The organism is Hymenobacter oligotrophus (assembly GCF_003574965.1).
GTDB classification, from domain to species: Bacteria; Bacteroidota; Bacteroidia; order Cytophagales; family Hymenobacteraceae; genus Solirubrum; species Solirubrum oligotrophum.
On record NZ_CP032317.1, the window covers coordinates 1,373,412 to 1,389,761 of the forward strand.

Sequence of the window (16,350 nt, forward strand, 5' to 3'; positions counted from 1 at the left end):
GTCTTTCCGCTTCCCCTCTCCTTTCCGGCTTGTTGCTCACCGGAGCTTTGGCCGCGTGCTTGCAAAAGTCCGACAACTCTGCCGCCGAAACGGCTGTTGTTCGGTCTGATTCTGAATCAGCAGTTGCTGCTTTGCCCGCGCAGGCCAGCCCCCTCACCGAAACCTTCGAGGCAGGCAGCAAAGGCTCGTATGCCTCGGGGCAAGAGCAGCTGCCCTCGGGTACTTGGCTGCTCGATGATGCCCTGATTGGCACCTCCGAGCAAGACCACAAACGCGGCGACAAAGCCCTTCGCCTCCGCGGAAAAGGCCGCGCTCAAATGCGTTTCGACCTAGGCAGCGGCGCAGGCCGGGTGCGCGTGTTCAATGCCAGCTACGGGCGCGATGGCTCGGTGCGCTGGCAGCTGTGGCTCAGCACCGACCGCGGCCGCACCTGGCAACCCGCCGGCACCGAGGTGAAAGTTGAAGGCACCGGCATCACGACCGACGTGGCGGTAAACCGCCCCGGCCCTTTGCGGCTCGAAATTCGGAAAGTAGACGGTGGCGACGACCGCCTGAACATCGACGACTTTACCGTGGAGCCTTACCGCGGCGGCAGCGCACCCAGCGTGGCCACCACGCCCAGCAGTTCGGCCCAACCGAGCCGGACGCCGGCTGCTGCGCCGGCCCCAAACCGCTCAGGCAGCACCGGCACCACCCGCCGCGACGACCCGCTTACCCTTGGCAACCCCAGCGGCGCCACCAGCAACCCTACGGCTTCGCCCAACAACTACCTGATGCAGAAGTCGCAGTTTGTGCTGAGCTACTCGCGCGACCGGGGCATTCCGAACTGGGTAATGTGGCACCTGAGCAAGGGCTGGATGGGCTCGGCCCCGCGCCAGGACGATTTCCGCCCCGATCCGGCCCTGCCCCGCGGCTGGTACCAGGTTACGCCCCGCTCCTACTCCGGCTCGGGCTTCGACCGAGGCCACAACTGCCCCTCCGCCGACCGCAGCTACGACCTGGACGATAACTCGGCCACCTTCCTGATGACGAACATGATTCCGCAGGCGCCCATGAACAACCAGCGCACCTGGAATAGCCTGGAAGAGTACTCGCGCGACTTGGTAAAGGCCGGCCGCGAGGTGTACGTCATCATGGGCAGCTACGGCAAGGGCGGCACCGGCACCAACGGCCCCGCCACCACCCTCGACCAAGGCCGCGTAACCGTGCCCAAGCGCGTGTGGAAGGTGCTGGTAGTATTGCCCGAAGGCGACAACGACCTGCAGCGCGTGGCCAGCGGCCAAGCTCGCCTGGTGGCTATCGACACGCCCAACGACAACTCCGTCGACCCGGATTGGAGCCGGTACCGCGTGAGCGTGGATGCCATTGAAAACGCCACCGGCCTCGACTTGCTCAGCAAGCTTCCTACCGAGGTACAGGAACGGCTCGAGGCGCAAGTCGATAACGGCCCTATTCGGTAGCCGCCTAGGTACTCGGCAAGCAAAAAGCCCGAAACAGCTAGTGCTGTTTCGGGCTTTTTGCTTGCTAAGGCCTCATGGGTTATTCGCGAATGGCGCTGTCGAATCCGCTGGTCAGGGCTTGTTTTTCGGCGCTGCTAATGGGGCGGTTGTTGGCGGCCGCGTACAGCGCGCAGGCTTTATCGGCGGTAGCCACGCCCAGGGCTTTCACGCGCATGCCCCAGAGCACCAGCGCGTACTCCTGCTTGTTGTACATAGCACCCTGGTGTAAAAACATGCTTTGCTTGCGGTTGGCCAGCATTTGCGCAAAGTCGAGCTCACCGCCCTTCGCCGTTTGGGCTTTAATGAAGGCTTCCACATCGGCGGGGCTGGGGTTGGCGGCGGCCGTGGCCGTTGTGGGCACCGGGCCGCTGGTGCTCTGCGCCAGGCCCGTGGTGCCAATGGCGCACAAGCTCAACACCCCAAGTAGTACTTTGAACATAGAACGGAGAAAAACAGAGTACGTAATGATTACAATCGAACGCTAATGGAAGTGCTATATTATGTAAATTATTTACAAGATTTTTCTAAGCCGCTTGATTTTTTAGCATCCGCTGAATTACCGATAACAGCACGCTCGCATTCCAGTGGCGCTGGTAGCTGATGGTGGTGAAGCGCCGGCTGTTGCGGCGCGAGTTCAGCGTAAACGAATGCGGCGTTTGCAGCATGTCGCAGTCGGCCCAGGCGAGCTGCTGATCCACGGCCCAGCTAAGCCCTAGGTGGTTTACGGCCACACCGGCCAGCAGCACCGTTTCGCCGGCCTCAATGCGGCTCATGGCTTGCTGCTCGAGCCGCTCGAACACGGGCTGCTCCAGCGCGCCAAGTATTTGCTCGTACCGCTCCCAATCCTCGTCGTCCTCGTGGGTGTCAAACGAATACATCTGAATGCGCAGCACATCGCCCGAATGGTGCTGCAGCTCAACGGTGTAGCTGTTGCCAAACCGAAACCGGTAGAATACCAGCAATTGGTGGCTGAACCGAACCGCCGCCACCTCGCTCAGCAACCACTCACTCGACTTGCCCCCCGCCCACGAGGCGCTGCTGTAACCGATGGCGTTGCGCCCAATGCGCAACTGCCGCGGCAAGCCCAGCAGGCCATGCGGCACCTGCAAGGTTAGCTCATCGGTGGGGTTGGGCAGGTTGCTCATGGGTAAACGCGGCGGTTTCGGCCTGCCTGGTGTTTGCGGCGGTACGCCCACCTAGGCAGGCCAACCGTAGCATACGCAAAAGCGGACTCAGGCTTTGCGTCGCTTCGCGCCAGCGCCGGTGTCGGCCAGAAATTGGCTTAGCAGCTGCACGTAGGCATCGGCGTAGTGTTGCTGGCTGAGCTTGGCCGAGCCTTCGAGGTGGCCGCCTTCAAATTTTACCAGCCGGCGCACCTGCTTGCCGGTGGCCGTGCCCACTACCTGCTCCGAATGGGCCAGCGGCGTAAACGCATCGGCAGTACCGGCCACCAGCAGCATTAGGCACCGGATGCGCGGCGGCAACAGCTTGTACTGCTCGGCCGCGGCTGGCAACGTAACCACTTTGTTTTTCAGCTGCTTGATGTTGGCCACGTGCCAAACTGGGTCGGCTACGTAACCCTCCCCGATCAGGAAATCGAGCTTGGTACGCGCCGCCACTTTGGTGGCCATAATGGTGCCCATGGAAAAGGCCAACACGCCGGTGCGGTTGCGCGGGTACTGCCGGCGGGCATAGGCCAGCGCTGCCCCTAGGTCGTCGGCAAACTCGTTGTAGTACAGCTGTTGCTGATCGAGCGCAAAATCGTCGCTCTGGCCGAAGCCGCGGTAATCGAACAGCAGCACCCGGTACCCCTGCGTGGTCAGCTCCTTGGCCATGTGCACCCAGCCACCCATGTTGCCGGCATCGCCGTAGGCCAGCACAATGGTGGTACGCTTATCTAGTTTTTCATCAGGGCTACAATCCCAGCCTTGCAGATGCAGCTTATCGGGCGTGCCGATGCGTGTTGGCCGGTAAGCCATGCCCACCGAATCGGGGGTTTGGTAATACTTGCGTAGTGGCTTTATGGCCATGGCAACGTGGCTGAGCAACAGCACGGCCAGCAGGATCGGCAAGCGGCGAATCATCGGCAACGGAAATTGGGTCTGACGCAATAATTAACTGCCACGGCCAATGCAGCCGCGCCCGAACGCTGCCGGTTGGTTGCCTAATAACACCGCAAGGCAACCAACCGGCATAACGCAACAAGCGGTTGCTTAGCCGTGGCAGTTGGTAAAACAGGGCGTTGCTGCGCCCCGAAAAGGTTGTTTCAGGTGGGCCCTAGGTCTCGATGAGCGTTGCCTTGAAGCCGGCTAGCTTGCCTGCCGACGTTTTGCCCAGCACGTACGCTTCAATTTGCGCACCACTGCCCACGCGGTACACCTGCGTGTCCTCCATTTCCTGCTTCATAAACATTTGCAGGGCCTTGAAGCGGTTGGCCAGCTCCACGTTGCCGAGCACGCCCTGGTCGGCGGTGTGGTTGCGCAGAAAGTACGTCAGTTCCTGCGTTTCCACGTTGGTGCTGGCCGGCGAATGGCCCAGCAGCGGCAGCACGTTATCGGGGCTTAGCTGAAAACCAGCGGGCAGGTTGTAGCTCACCGGCGTCAGCGCCGATTCCGACTCGCTCACGAAGTACAAGCCATCGGTTAGGGCGCGCAGTTGCTCCACAGCTGCATCGGTATCCCCGGCGGCTTGGGCGCTTTGCGGGGCTTGGCTGCCGGCCGCGGCGGCTGGCTTAGCACCTAGGATTTCGCCCCCGCTTGCTTCGGCAATTTTCGCCGAAATAGCCGCGGCCAGCTCCTTCATGCGCTCTTCGCGAACCTTAATTTTCTCGTTGGCGAAATTCATGTCCGAAACGCGGTTCATCGGAATCAGGTGGATGTGGGCGTGCGGCACCTCCAGGCCAATCACAGCCACCCCCACGCGGCGGCACGGCACGGCTTCCTTCACGCCTCGGGCCACACGCTGCGCAAACTGGTGCAGGGCTGCCAGCTCGTTGGCCGGCAAATCGAAGATGTAATCGACCTCGCGCTTGGGCATTACCAAGGTGTGGCCTTCAACCAAGGGCGTGATGTCGAGAAAAGCCAGGTGGTGTTCGTCCTCGGCTACTTTGTAGGCGGGCAGCTCGCCGGCAACAATGCGGGAGAAAATGGAAGGCATTTTCGGGCGTTTGGTATCAGTTGACAAGTAATACGTACCGATAGGCTCGGCGCGGTGAAGCTAGGAAGTTTCCGGCGTTGGCAACTGCCCAGGCTGGGCCGCGGGCACAAAAAAACGCGGCCGGTCTTCCCAGACCGGCCGCGCCTCGTACTTGCCATTATGTGGGGGCTGCACCACCTAGGGCCGTGCAGCTGGGGTGCCTAGCGCGAAACCTCCAGAATCTCGAAGTGCAGCTTGCCGGCGGGCACGGTAATTTCGGCCACGTCGCCGGCTGATTTGCCCAGCAGGCCTTTGCCGATCGGCGACTTCACCGAGATTTTACCAGCGGCCAGGTTGGCTTCTTCCTCTGCCACCAGCACATAGTCTAGCACGGCGTTGTTCTTGAGATTTTTCAGCTTCACTTTGCTCATGATGAGCACCTTGCTGGTGTCGAGGTTGGTTTCGTCGAGGATGCGGGCGTTGCCGATAACCTCTTCCAGCTTCGAAATCTTAAGCTCGAGGTGGCCTTGGGCTTCTTTGGCCGCGTCGTATTCCGCGTTTTCGCTCAAATCACCTTTGTCGCGTGCTTCCGCCAGCTGTCGGGCTGCCTCGGCCCGGCCGCGGATTTTCAGATCCTGCAGTTCATCCTTCAGCCTTTGCAAGCCTTCGGGGGTATAATAGTTGACAGCCATGACAATGAGTGGTGGGCAAACAGGTAAAAAAACAAGGAGAACGGCCGGCGGTGCCGGCCGTTCTCCCGAACAGGCATCAGCAAATATACGAAACGGCAACCACTGTGCGCAAGAGCCCGCCGCAAACGCAGCCCGGCCGCAGCGGGCCCTAGGTGGTGCGCCCGTGCCGGGGCGGAGGCAGCTAGGCGCCGCGCAAAAAGGCTTCTATTTTGCGGGCCAGCACCTCGTTGATGCGGTGGTACGACTCGTGCGTCCAGCCGCCTACGTGCGGCGTAAGCAACACATTGCTGGCTTTGCGCAGGTAATCGAAACGGGCTTGTTGCTCGGGCTTCAGAACACCGAGGCGTTCGTTTTCGAGCACATCGAGGGCGGCGCCGCGCAGCTTGCCTTCGCGCAGCAACTGCACCAGGGCGGCATGGTCGAGCACCTCGCCGCGGGCCGTGTTCAGCAGCCACACCGGCTTTTGAAATCCGCGCAGCAGCTGCTCGTTGATGAAGTTGTGGTTGCTGGCCGAATACGGGATGTGCACGCTTAGCACGTCGCAGCGTTGCTGCAGCTCCGCCAGCGACACCAGCGGCAGGTAATCGGTGGGCTGCACGGCGGGGTCGTGGTCGTAGCCGAGCACTTCGCAGCCAAAGCCGCGCAGGCAGCGCGCAAAGCTGCGCCCCATGTGCCCGCAGCCAACAATGCCTACCGTGCGGGCTTGCAGCTCGTAGCCGCGGTTGGCCTCGCGGTGCCATTCGCTGCGGCGCACCTCCACGTCGGCCGAGGCTACTTTGCGCAGCAGGCTCAGCAGCAACCCCACCGTAAACTCGCCCACGGCTTGCGCGTTGCCTTCGGGCGCGTTCAGCAGGGTAAGTCCGGCAGCTTCCAGAGCAGCCACATCAACGTTATCGACGCCGGCTCCGGCCCGGGCCACGAAGCGCAGGCGGGGGCCGTGGCGCAGCAAATCGGCCGTTACGCGCACTTTTGAGCGCACAATCAGCCCTTCGTACGGCTTCTCGGCCAGGGCGGCGGGCACTTCGGCCGGCAGCAAATCGGGTTCGTAATCGATTTGCACGCCTACTTCGCGCAACAAGCTTTTAAGCGAAGCGTGCATTTCATCAATTACCAGGCAACGTATCACGGCAAACTCGGCTGGGTGGAACTACGAACGGCGAAGGTAGGCTGGTGCGGGCGGCGGCCCCTGCGGCCCTAGGTATTGCGCACGGCCGCCACGCGCTGCGTCAGGCCAATAAAATCCTGCACGCTGAGCTGCTCGGCACGTTTGTCGAAGATGGCATCCGTCATGGCCTCCGGCGGCATACCCATCGGTTTGATGCAGTTACGCAATGTTTTGCGGCGCGTGCTGAAAGCCTGCTTCACCACTTGAAAAAACAGTTTCTCGTCGCACTCGAGCTGCAGCACTTGGTTGCGCGTGAGGCGCAGCACGGCGCTTTGCACCTTGGGCGGCGGCACAAATACGTGCGGCCCCACCGTAAACAGGTACTCGGTGTCGTAGAAGGCCTGCACCAGCACGCTCAGGATGCCGTAGGTTTTGGAGCCGGGTTTGGCGGCAATGCGCTCGGCTACTTCCTTCTGAATCATGCCCACGCATTCGCGCACTTGCTGGCGGTGCTCGAGCACTTTAAAGTAAATCTGGGAGCTGATGTTGTAAGGGAAGTTGCCGATAACGGCCAGCGGCTTTTCTTCGAACAACTTGCCTAAGTCCTGGCGCAGAAAGTCGGCCGACAGGATGCGCCCCTCCAGCGCCGGAAAGTGCTGCTGCAGGTACGCCACCGATTCGCGGTCGATTTCGATGACCGTGGTTTCGTACTCGGCCGTGCGCTCCAGCAAAAACTGCGTCAGCACGCCCATGCCGGGGCCCACTTCCAGCACGTGGCGCACGCCGTCGGGCAGCTGCAACGATTCGGCAATGCGGCGGGAGATGTTCAGATCGGCCAGAAAGTGCTGGCCAAGGTGCTTTTTCGGGGTAACGCGTTCCACAGGCATGGGCACGAAGGCAAGCTTCGCGTATAGGATTGGCCGGCAAAAGTACGAAAGCCCCGCCGGGGCGGCCCAGCTCCGTACGCGGCCGGTAACGCATAACCCGATAACTTGCGCGCCAAAGCCAGATTTCCTCCTATGCCACTACACCTCGCCACCGCTGCTGCGCTGCCCCAAGGCCCCGCCGACGTTGTTCTGATTTTGCCCGCTGGCACCAAAGCCCTGCCAAGCGAAGCCCCCGAACTGCCCGAAGCCGCCCTTATTTACGCCAACGCGCAGCTTGCTGCCGACGAAAAGCTATTTGCGGTGAACTTATACACTCACCGAGTGTACGTGGTAGTGGCAGCCGATAAGAAAACGGCCGACCTCAACGCCGAGCAGCTGCGCCGCAGCGGCAACCAGCTACACGCCAAGCTGAAAGCGGCCCGCGTAAAGGAGCTGCACATACTCAACCTCACAACTAATAAGCAGGCCGCCCTTTCGCTGGCCGAGGGGCTGTACCTCACGGCTTATCAGTTTGAGGGCTACAAAACCGACGAAAAATCGAAGCAAGCGCCCGAGCTGTTCCGGGTAGCGTTGCTGGGCGTGGAGGAAGCGCAGGTGCGCGAGCTGGAGAATCTGCTCCTAGGTGTTGCGCTGGCCCGCGACTTGGTGAACATGCCGCAGAATAAGCTCACGGCCACCATGTTTGCCGAGCAAATGGCCAGCGCGGGCGAAGACGCTGGCTACCACACCGAAATTCTCGACCAAGCCCGCATCGAGGCCTTGCGCATGGGCGGCTTGCTGGCCGTAAACCAAGGCAGCCCTGAGCCGCCCACGTTTACCATTATGGAGTGGAAGCCCGAGGGCGCCCGCAACGAAAAACCCTACGTGCTGGTAGGCAAAGGCGTGGTGTTCGATACCGGCGGCCTCAGTCTGAAGCCCACGCCCGCTTCGATGGACATGATGAAGTGCGACATGGCCGGCGCCGCTGCCATGACGGGCGTGATGTACGCCTTGGCCAAAAACCAAGTTCCGCTGCACGTAATTGCCCTGGTACCGGCCACCGATAACCGCCCCGGCGGCCCCGCTTACTGCCCCGGCGACGTGCTCACGATGCACAGCGGCCTCACGGTGGAAGTGCTCAACACCGATGCCGAAGGCCGCCTCATCTTGGCCGATGCGCTCCACTTCGCCAAGAAGTACGAGCCCCAATTGGTCATCGACGCGGCTACGCTCACGGGTTCGGCGGCCCGCGCCATCGGCAAAGAAGGCATCGTGGCCATGGGCACCGCCGACGAAGACGTGATGCGCGAATTGGCCGCTGCTGGCCGCCGCACCCACGAGCGTATTGTGGAGTTCCCGCTGTGGGACGAGTACGCCGAGCACATCAAGAGCGACATTGCCGACATCAACAACCTAGGCAAAGCGGAAGCCGGCGCCATTTCGGCCGGTAAGTTTCTGGAGCGCTTCACCGAAGGCTACCCCTGGATTCACCTCGACATTGCCGGCCCGGCCTTCCTCACCGCACCCGACTCGTACCGCGGCAAAAACGGCACCGGCACGGCCGTGCGCTTGCTGTATTCCTTCCTAACCAGTCGCGCCTAGCAGATTAACAAACTCCCTTCCTCAGCTGATGAGGGGAATTTTCCGTTCAACTCTCCTCATCAAAAATGCTCCCCCGCATTGGCATAAGCACCGGCGACCTAGCCGGCATCGGACCCGAAATTATTTACCGCACCCTGCAAGACGCGCGCATTTTGCGCTTTTGCACGCCGGTAGTGTACGGCACCGCCGCCACTCTCTTTGATGAGTTTCCGCAGGATAAAAATCACGCTCCGTTGGCGTTTCGGCAGGTGCGCGAAGCAGCCGACATTGTAGCGGGCAAAGTAAACGCCGTAACCTGCTGGGACGAAGACTTCGTGCTCACGCCGGGTCAGCCGTCCGAAGCTTCGGGCCGAGCGGCGCGCCTTTCGCTGATTGCCGCCGCCAATGATCTGAAAGCCGGGCTGATCGACGGTCTGGTTACCGCCCCCATCAGTAAGGACAACACCCAAGGCGAAGGCTTTACCTTCCCGGGTCACACAGAGTTTCTGGCGCACCACTTCAGCCCGAACAACGACAGCCTGATGTTTTTGGTGGCCGACAACCTGCGCGTAGCCACCGCCACCGGCCACATTCCGCTGAAGGATGTGCCCACGCGTCTGACTTCCGAGGTGCTCACGGGCAAGCTGCGCATGCTGCTGCATTCGCTGCGCCAGGACTTTGGTATTCAGAAACCTAGGGTAGCCGTGCTGGGCCTCAACCCCCATGCCGGCGAAAACGGCCTGCTGGGCCGCGAGGAGCAGGATTTGGTGCAGCCTGTCATTCAGCAGTTCCTCAACGAGGGCCACTTGGTGTACGGCCCTTACCCCGCCGACGGCTTTTTCGGTACCCGCCAGTACCAGCAGTTCGACGCTACCCTGGCCCTTTACCACGACCAGGGCCTCATCCCATTCAAAACCATTGCCTTCGAGCGCGGTGTTAACTACACGGCTGGCCTACCGGTGGTGCGCACCTCGCCCGACCACGGCACGGCTTACGGTTTGGCAGGCAAGTTCGCGGCCGATCCTACCTCCTTCCGCGAGGCGCTGTACTTGGCCTGCGACCTGGTGCGTAACCGCACAGTTGGCAAATAATACGGTGTGCCACTTAGGCACTCGGCAAAGCCCTAGGTGCTTGGTTGCCAGCGCATGCAATTGAACCTCAGCTAAGCCTAAGCAAGGGAGCATGTTTTTCACCGACCGAAAGAAAGTTTACAAAATCGAAACTTAATTTTTCGATTTGCAATTTTCTCTCCACCTTTGCACTCGGAAAGACTGAGTGCCTTAGGTGCACGCCGTTACTTTCTTTCGATATCTTTCTCCATGACGCTTACCAACCCTTCGGAATACAAAGCTGCCCTGCGTCGGCTCGATGCCCTCGTTGCAGCTGGTTTTGAAGGCAACGAGGCCTTGGAAGCGGAGTTTCGGGAGTTGGTAGTGGCCATCGATGCGTACGAAGACCAGCTTGGCCTGATGCCCATCCCCACCTTGCCTGCCACCCTAGCCGACATGATCGAGCTGAAGCGGCAGCAGATGCGGTTAAAGCAAAAGGAGCTGGCCGAGCTTTTGGAAGTGCCCGCCGGGCGCTTGTCGCAGATACTCAGCGGCAAACGCCGCGTAACGCTCGACCTAGCCAAAAAGCTCTACGAACGCCTCGGAATCAGCCCCGAGTTCATCCTCAAAAAGGCCTGATTCCAGCCCACACGCCACTGTTTCATTCCTTGCGCGGCAAATAATTAGCTATTTTTGCCGCCTGCCTAACCAGCAACCCGTGAAAAAGCACACTCCCTACGATTTGCACATAGCCGCCCTGAGCGAGAAAACGCACGAATACGTTTTCGACCTCGGCACGGACTTTTTTGCGCAATTCGATCAAACGCTGATTCCGGACGGCAAGCTACGGGCCGACGTGAAGCTCGACAAAACCGCGCAGCGCATGGTGCTCGACATCCACATCGAGGGCACCGTAAAGCTAATCTGCGACCGGAGCCTCGATGAGTTCGACCAACCTATCGACGTGACGCACCAGCTGCTCGTCCGCTTCGGCGACCACGAGGCCGAGCTTGACGAGGACGTGCTGCAAATCACGCCCGACACCCAAACGCTGCCCCTGGCTCAGCATTTCTTCGATTACATTGGGCTGGCTATTCCGATGAAGAAGCTGCACCCGCGCTTCCAGGACGAGCCCGACGAGAACCCCGACGCCGACGCCAAGCTCATTTACTCTACCGGCTCTGCTGCCGATGACGACGATGACGACGAGGATGCCGGCGACCCGCGGTGGAACGCGTTGCGCAACCTGAACTAGCCTTTTTCGGCCGACATTTTTTCTTTTGTTTTAATACCCATTTTCACTCATGGCACACCCCAAACGACGCGTCTCCGCCGTTCGCCGCGACAAGCGTCGCACCCACTACAAACTCGACGCTAAAGCAGTTTCTGTTTGCCAAACCACTGGCGAACTGCACCTGCGCCACCGCGCTTACGTAGTGGACGGTGACCTGTACCTCAACGGTAAAATCGCGGTTAAGAACTACGCTCCCGTAGCTTCGGCCGCCGCTTCAACCGACGAGGACTAACCTAGCCTCTCCTTCCTGACCGGCGGCCGAATATCGGCCGCCGGTTTCAGTTATAACCGCCGACTGTTCTTCATTCTGCTTTCATGAAAATAGCCCTCGACGCAATGGGAGGCGACTTCGCCCCTCAAGCTGCCGTGGACGGCGCCGTACTGGCCGCTTCAAAGCTGGCTGGCAAGGCCCAAATCGTGCTTATCGGCCAGGAAGAGGCCGTGCGCCCCTTGCTGGAGGCCCACGGCGAAGCCGCTGCCGCCCTGGAGTTGGTGCACGCCACCCAAATCATCCAAATGGGTGAGCACCCGGCCAAAGCCTACCAACAAAAGCAGGACTCGAGCATTGCCGTGGGTTACCGCATGCTGCACGCCGGCGAGGTAGAGGCCTTTTGCTCGGCCGGCAACACCGGCGCCATGCTGGTGGGCGCCATGTTCAGCGTAAAGCCTGTACCCGGCGTGCTGCGCCCCGCCATTGCCAACTTCGTTCCGAAGGAGCACGGCGGCTTTGGCATTATGCTCGATGTGGGCGCCAATGCCGAGTGCAAGCCCGAAATGCTGGAGCAGTTTGGCGAGCTTGGCTCGCTGTACGCGCAGTACGTGCTGGGCATTGAGAAGCCCACCGTGGGCCTGATGAACCTAGGCGAGGAAGAAGGCAAAGGCACCACCCTCACGCAACAGGCCCACCAGCTGCTGAAGGTGAACCCGCACATTCACTTCATCGGCAACATCGAAGGGCGCGACCTGTTCAACGACAAAGTCGACGTGATTGTGTGCGACGGTTTCACGGGCAACGTGGTGCTGAAAATGGCCGAGTCGATTTACGACCTGCTGGCCGCCCGCAACATGCACGACCCGTTCTTCGACAAATTTAACTACGAGTCGGTGGGTGGCTCGCCCATTCTGGGCATCAACGACAATGCCATTATCGGCCACGGTGTTAGCACTCCGTTGGCCATCTGTAACATGCTGCTGCAAGGCTACCAAATGGCTCATTCGGGCATTGCCGAGCAAATCAAGAGCACGTTCAAATCGTAAAGCGCGCATAAATTCGCTTGCAAGTCCGGCCCCGAGGGCCGGACTTTTTGCTACCTTGGCGGCCGTTTTACTTGCCAGTTTCTCTCCGCCGCTTTTTAATTCTTTGCAATGAAGCTGACCGCTGCCATCACCGGCGTAGGCGCCTACGTACCCGATTACGTGCTCACCAACCGGGAACTCGAAACCCTGGTCGAAACCAACGACGAGTGGATTCAGAGCCGTACGGGAATCTCAGAACGCCGCATCCTGAAAGGTGAAAACCAAGGCACCTCGGTGATGGGCATCAAAGCCGTGGAACAACTGCTGCGCAAAACCGGCACCCGCCCCGAAGAGGTCGACCTGTTGATTTGCGCTACCACCACCCCCGATTTGGTGTTTCCGGCCACGGCCAATATCATTTCGGCAGCCGTGGGCCTAACCAAGGCGTTCAGCTTTGATATGCAGGCGGCCTGCTCGGGCTTTCTGTTCGCGTTGGCTACGGGCGCTTCGTTCATCAAAGCGGGCACGTACCAGAAAGTAATCGTGGTGGGCGCCGACAAAATGTCGAGCATCGTCGACTATACCGACCGTGCCACGTGCATCATATTCGGCGACGGGGCCGGAGCCGTGCTGCTTGAACCCAACACCGAGGGCCTAGGTCTGCTCGACCAAGAGCTGCACTCCGATGGCTCGGGCGAGCCTTTCTTGCACCAAAAAGCCGGCGGGTCGCGCCGTCCGCCCTCGGCTGAGACGGTAGCCAACCGCGAGCATTTTGTACACCAAGAAGGTGCAACGGTTTACAAGTTCGCCGTGAAAGGCATGGCCGATGTCGCCGCGCAGGTAGCCGAACGCAACAGCCTCACGCCCGAAACCATCGATTGGCTGGTGCCGCACCAAGCCAACAAGCGCATCATCGACGCCACGGCCCAGCGCGTGGGCATTGGCGCCGATAAAGTGATGCTCAACATTCAAAAATACGGCAACACCACCAACGCCACCATTCCGCTCTGCTTGGCCGATTACGAAAGCCAGCTTCGGAAAGGCAACAACCTGATTTTCGCGGCGTTTGGCGGCGGCTTCACCTGGGGTTCGTTGTACCTGAAGTGGGCCTACGACCCTAAGCCCGATCCACAGAACGCCTGACCTAGGGCGGCCTGACGCGGAAAACTCCTATACTTGCACCCCCGACGTGCCGCCCCGCCACTCCACGGGTCGGCACGTTTTGTTTCGGCCGTTAGCTACTGGCTATTAGCCCTTCGCTTCGGCTTCTTGCAGCCAATCCGATTTCCCACAGCTGATAGCCCTGGCTAAAAGCTAATTGCTCAAACCAACTCACAATGGCAACCACCGCGGATTTTCGCAACGGTCTCGTTCTGAATTACAACGGCGACCTGCACGTCATCACGGAATTCCAGCACGTGAAGCCGGGCAAAGGCCCCGCTTTCGTTCGCACCAAGATGCGCAACATCAAAACGGGTAAGGTCATCGACAACACCTTCAACGCAGGTGTAAAGGTTGAAACCGCCCGTGTAGAACAGCGCCCCCACCAATTCCTCTACAAAGACGACTACGGTTACAACTTCATGGACAACAGCAGCTTCGAGCAGGTAACGCTGCCCGAGGCCATGGTGCCGTTTGCCGATTTGATGAAGGAAGGCCAGGAAGTAACCATCCTGTTCCACGCCGAAACCGAGCAGCCCCTCACGGCCGAGCTTCCCGCCTTTGTTGAGCTGGTGGTTACGTACACCGAGCCCGGCTTGCGCGGCGATACGGCCACGAACACCCTGAAGCCCGCCATCGTGGAAACGGGTGCCCGCATCCAAGTGCCGCTGTTCATCGATCAAGACCAGAAAATCCGCGTCGACACCCGCGACTACACTTATGTCGAAAGAGTCAAATAAGGACAAGGTGCCGCAAAAGCCCTCCCCCGCTGCCATGAAAGCCAAAGAACTGCAAGAGCTGATCGACTTCATCGCGAAGTCGGGTCTGAACAAAGTCAACATCGAAACCGAAGAGTTTAAAATCTCGGTTCAGCGCGAGCCCAACACCAAAGTGGTAAGCGGCGGCGCCCCTGCTCCGGTGCAACACGCTCCGGCCCCGCAGGCTGCTCCGGCCCCACAAGCCGCTCCGGCAGCGGCCCCGGCTCCGCAAGCTGCCGCTCCGGCTGCTGCACCCGCCGAGGCCCCGGCCGCCAGCAACACGGTAGCGCTGAAAGCCCCGATGATTGGCACGTTCTACCGCTCGAGCAGCCCCGATACCCCTCCGTTCGTAGGCGTGGGCGACGTAGTGGAGCAGGGCCAAGTGATTTGCATCATCGAAGCCATGAAACTCTTCAACGAAATCGAAGCTGAACAGCGCGGCCGCATCGTGAAGGTGATGGTCGACAACGCTTCGCCCGTGGAGTACGACCAGCCGTTGTTCCTCATCGAGCCGATGTAATTTCAGAGCTTAGAATTGAGAGCTTAGAATTTAGAAAAGGTAAGCTTTTACGCCAGCCGCATCTAAGTTCTAAGCTCTCAGCTCTCCTATCTACACCCAGAGCTGTGTTCAAGAAAATACTCATTGCCAACCGCGGCGAAATTGCGCTTCGCGTGATTCGCACCTGTCGCGAAATGGGGATCAAAACGGTGGCGGTTTACTCCACCGCTGACAAGGAAAGCCTGCACGTACGCTTCGCCGACGAGGCCGTGTGCATTGGCCCGCCGCCCTCCCGCGACAGCTACCTGAACATACCGAACCTGATTGCGGCCGCCGAAATCACGAACGCCGACGCCATTCACCCGGGCTACGGTTTCTTGTCGGAAAACGCGGAGTTCTCGCGCATCTGCCGCGAAAACGGCATCAAGTTCATCGGTGCCTCGCCCGAGATGATCAACTCGATGGGCGACAAAGCCTCGGCCAAGGACACGATGAAGAAGGCAGGCGTGCCCACCATCCCCGGCTCCGATGGCTTGCTCGACTCGTTGGAGCAAGGCAAGCGCGTGGCTACCGAAATCAAGTACCCCGTTATCCTGAAGGCTACGGCCGGTGGCGGTGGCCGCGGCATGCGCATCATCAAGAGCGAGGACGAGTTCGAGAAAGCCTGGAACGATGCCCGCACCGAAGCCAAAGCCGCTTTCGGTAACGACGGCGTTTACCTGGAGAAGTTTGTGGAGGAACCCCGCCACATCGAGATTCAGGTTGCCGGCGACCAGTTTGGCACCGTGTGCCACCTTTCGGAGCGTGACTGCTCGATTCAGCGCCGCCACCAAAAGTTGGTAGAAGAAGCGCCTTCTCCCTTCATGACGCCAGAGTTGCGTGAGAAAATGGGCCAGGCCGCTATTGCTGGCGCGGCCTCCATCGGCTACGAAGGCGTGGGCACGATCGAATTTTTGGTTGATAAGAACCGCGACTTCTACTTCATGGAGATGAACACCCGCATTCAGGTGGAGCACCCCGTGACGGAAGAGGTAATCAACTTCGACCTAATCAAGGAGCAAATCAAGGTAGCGGCTGGCATCCCGATTTCGGGCAAAAACTACATGCCCAAGCTGCACGCCATGGAGTGCCGCATCAACGCCGAAGACCCCACGAAGGACTTCCGTCCGTCGCCCGGCAAAATCACGGTGCTACACATTCCTGGCGGCCACGGCGTGCGCGTGGATACCCACGTGTATGCAGGCTACCAGATTCCGCCGAACTACGACTCGATGATTGCCAAGCTCATCACCGTGGCGCAAACCCGCGAGGAATGCGTTGTAAAGATGAAGCGTGCGCTGTCGGAGTTTGTGGTTGAAGGCATCAAAACGACCATCCCCTTCCACCTGAAGTTGATGGACGACGAGGACTTTAAGGCCGGTAACTTCACCACGAAGTTCCTGGAGTCGTTCGACTTCTCGACGCTGTAAAACACA

18 protein-coding genes are annotated in these 16,350 nt (G+C 60.0%); 11 read left to right on the forward strand and 7 right to left on the reverse strand.

The features are described from left to right. Positions 1-131 precede the first annotated feature (131 nt). Positions 132-1,460, forward strand: coding sequence for a DNA/RNA non-specific endonuclease (locus D3Y59_RS05805; protein WP_162910587.1), 1,329 nt, complete (start codon positions 132-134; stop codon positions 1,458-1,460). 79 nt (positions 1,461-1,539) lie between these two features. On the opposite strand, the gene D3Y59_RS05810 is transcribed toward D3Y59_RS05805, so the two are convergent. The 7 genes from D3Y59_RS05810 to rsmA all read right to left on the reverse strand — a co-directional run bounded on the left by D3Y59_RS05810 (position 1,540) and on the right by rsmA (position 7,312). After that, on the reverse strand, positions 1,540-1,938 hold the full coding sequence (locus D3Y59_RS05810) for a hypothetical protein (RefSeq protein ID WP_119444195.1): 399 nt from the start codon (positions 1,936-1,938) through the stop codon (positions 1,540-1,542). 85 nt (positions 1,939-2,023) lie between these two features. Then, the gene (locus tag D3Y59_RS05815; protein WP_119444196.1) at positions 2,024-2,644 is read right to left on the reverse strand and encodes a hypothetical protein; all 621 of its coding nucleotides are present in this window, start codon (positions 2,642-2,644) and stop codon (positions 2,024-2,026) included. 87 nt (positions 2,645-2,731) lie between these two features. After that, positions 2,732-3,583: an alpha/beta hydrolase family protein gene (locus D3Y59_RS05820; RefSeq protein WP_119444197.1), complete on the reverse strand. Its 852-nt coding sequence runs from the start codon at positions 3,581-3,583 to the stop codon at positions 2,732-2,734. Positions 3,584-3,776: 193 nt separating this feature from the next. Then, a complete protein-coding gene (locus D3Y59_RS18790) occupies positions 3,777-4,655 on the reverse strand; it encodes a nuclease A inhibitor family protein (protein WP_119444198.1) in 879 nt (292 codons plus the stop codon). A gap of 200 nt (positions 4,656-4,855) precedes the next feature. Continuing rightward, positions 4,856-5,326: a transcription elongation factor GreA gene (gene greA, locus D3Y59_RS05830; RefSeq protein ID WP_059071155.1), complete on the reverse strand. Its 471-nt coding sequence runs from the start codon at positions 5,324-5,326 to the stop codon at positions 4,856-4,858. Positions 5,327-5,507: 181 nt separating this feature from the next. Continuing rightward, complete coding sequence (locus D3Y59_RS05835; protein WP_119444199.1) at positions 5,508-6,452, reverse strand: NAD(P)-dependent oxidoreductase; 945 nt, start codon at positions 6,450-6,452, stop codon at positions 5,508-5,510. Between the two features lie 68 nt (positions 6,453-6,520). Then, positions 6,521-7,312 carry a 16S rRNA (adenine(1518)-N(6)/adenine(1519)-N(6))-dimethyltransferase RsmA gene (gene rsmA, locus D3Y59_RS05840; RefSeq protein WP_205590894.1) on the reverse strand — a complete coding sequence of 264 codons (792 nt, stop codon included), beginning with the start codon at positions 7,310-7,312 and terminating at the stop codon, positions 6,521-6,523. Between the two features lie 138 nt (positions 7,313-7,450). Between rsmA and D3Y59_RS05845 the strand changes: the two genes are divergently transcribed. The 10 genes from D3Y59_RS05845 (at position 7,451) to accC (ending at position 16,344) form a co-directional block, all read left to right on the forward strand. Then, positions 7,451-8,899 carry a leucyl aminopeptidase family protein gene (locus D3Y59_RS05845; protein WP_119444201.1) on the forward strand — a complete coding sequence of 483 codons (1,449 nt, stop codon included), beginning with the start codon at positions 7,451-7,453 and terminating at the stop codon, positions 8,897-8,899. 65 nt (positions 8,900-8,964) lie between these two features. Then, positions 8,965-9,969: a 4-hydroxythreonine-4-phosphate dehydrogenase PdxA gene (pdxA, locus tag D3Y59_RS05850; protein ID WP_119444202.1), complete on the forward strand. Its 1,005-nt coding sequence runs from the start codon at positions 8,965-8,967 to the stop codon at positions 9,967-9,969. Positions 9,970-10,197: 228 nt separating this feature from the next. Beyond that, entirely contained in the window at positions 10,198-10,566 is a 369-nt protein-coding gene (locus D3Y59_RS05855) for a helix-turn-helix domain-containing protein (protein ID WP_119444203.1), read from the forward strand. 79 nt (positions 10,567-10,645) lie between these two features. Next, on the forward strand, positions 10,646-11,182 hold the full coding sequence (locus D3Y59_RS05860; RefSeq protein WP_119444204.1) for a YceD family protein: 537 nt from the start codon (positions 10,646-10,648) through the stop codon (positions 11,180-11,182). 49 nt (positions 11,183-11,231) lie between these two features. Then, the gene (gene rpmF / locus D3Y59_RS05865; RefSeq protein ID WP_119444205.1) at positions 11,232-11,453 is read left to right on the forward strand and encodes a 50S ribosomal protein L32; all 222 of its coding nucleotides are present in this window, start codon (positions 11,232-11,234) and stop codon (positions 11,451-11,453) included. Between the two features lie 83 nt (positions 11,454-11,536). Next, positions 11,537-12,478 (forward strand): phosphate acyltransferase PlsX, encoded by a 942-nt coding sequence (plsX, locus tag D3Y59_RS05870; protein ID WP_119444206.1) that lies wholly within the window; start codon positions 11,537-11,539, stop codon positions 12,476-12,478. Between the two features lie 108 nt (positions 12,479-12,586). Further along, positions 12,587-13,600: a beta-ketoacyl-ACP synthase III gene (locus D3Y59_RS05875; protein ID WP_119444207.1), complete on the forward strand. Its 1,014-nt coding sequence runs from the start codon at positions 12,587-12,589 to the stop codon at positions 13,598-13,600. A gap of 194 nt (positions 13,601-13,794) precedes the next feature. Then, positions 13,795-14,358: an elongation factor P gene (efp, locus tag D3Y59_RS05880; protein ID WP_059071146.1), complete on the forward strand. Its 564-nt coding sequence runs from the start codon at positions 13,795-13,797 to the stop codon at positions 14,356-14,358. Positions 14,359-14,392: 34 nt separating this feature from the next. Continuing rightward, positions 14,393-14,896 carry an acetyl-CoA carboxylase biotin carboxyl carrier protein gene (gene accB / locus D3Y59_RS05885; RefSeq protein ID WP_119444208.1) on the forward strand — a complete coding sequence of 168 codons (504 nt, stop codon included), beginning with the start codon at positions 14,393-14,395 and terminating at the stop codon, positions 14,894-14,896. A 104-nt stretch (positions 14,897-15,000) separates the two neighbouring features. Beyond that, complete coding sequence (accC, locus tag D3Y59_RS05890; protein ID WP_119444209.1) at positions 15,001-16,344, forward strand: acetyl-CoA carboxylase biotin carboxylase subunit; 1,344 nt, start codon at positions 15,001-15,003, stop codon at positions 16,342-16,344. The last annotated feature ends 6 nt before the right edge of the window (positions 16,345-16,350 follow it).

Excerpts from the sequence above, each read along its gene's own strand:
- D3Y59_RS05810 (WP_119444195.1), bottom strand. The coding sequence starts at position 1,938 with ATGTTCAAAGTACTACTTGGGGTGTTGAGCTTGTGCGCCATTGGCACC.
- plsX (WP_119444206.1), top strand. The coding sequence starts at position 11,537 with ATGAAAATAGCCCTCGACGCAATGGGAGGCGACTTCGCCCCTCAAGCT.
- rpmF (WP_119444205.1), top strand. The coding sequence starts at position 11,232 with ATGGCACACCCCAAACGACGCGTCTCCGCCGTTCGCCGCGACAAGCGT.
- accB (WP_119444208.1), top strand. The coding sequence starts at position 14,393 with ATGAAAGCCAAAGAACTGCAAGAGCTGATCGACTTCATCGCGAAGTCG.
- D3Y59_RS18790 (WP_119444198.1), bottom strand. The coding sequence starts at position 4,655 with ATGCCTTCCATTTTCTCCCGCATTGTTGCCGGCGAGCTGCCCGCCTAC.
- efp (WP_059071146.1), top strand. The coding sequence starts at position 13,795 with ATGGCAACCACCGCGGATTTTCGCAACGGTCTCGTTCTGAATTACAAC.
- pdxA (WP_119444202.1), top strand. The coding sequence starts at position 8,965 with ATGCTCCCCCGCATTGGCATAAGCACCGGCGACCTAGCCGGCATCGGA.
- D3Y59_RS05855 (WP_119444203.1), top strand. The coding sequence starts at position 10,198 with ATGACGCTTACCAACCCTTCGGAATACAAAGCTGCCCTGCGTCGGCTC.
- greA (WP_059071155.1), bottom strand. The coding sequence starts at position 5,326 with ATGGCTGTCAACTATTATACCCCCGAAGGCTTGCAAAGGCTGAAGGAT.
- D3Y59_RS05875 (WP_119444207.1), top strand. The coding sequence starts at position 12,587 with ATGAAGCTGACCGCTGCCATCACCGGCGTAGGCGCCTACGTACCCGAT.
- D3Y59_RS05815 (WP_119444196.1), bottom strand. The coding sequence starts at position 2,644 with ATGAGCAACCTGCCCAACCCCACCGATGAGCTAACCTTGCAGGTGCCG.
- D3Y59_RS05845 (WP_119444201.1), top strand. The coding sequence starts at position 7,451 with ATGCCACTACACCTCGCCACCGCTGCTGCGCTGCCCCAAGGCCCCGCC.
- D3Y59_RS05820 (WP_119444197.1), bottom strand. The coding sequence starts at position 3,583 with ATGATTCGCCGCTTGCCGATCCTGCTGGCCGTGCTGTTGCTCAGCCAC.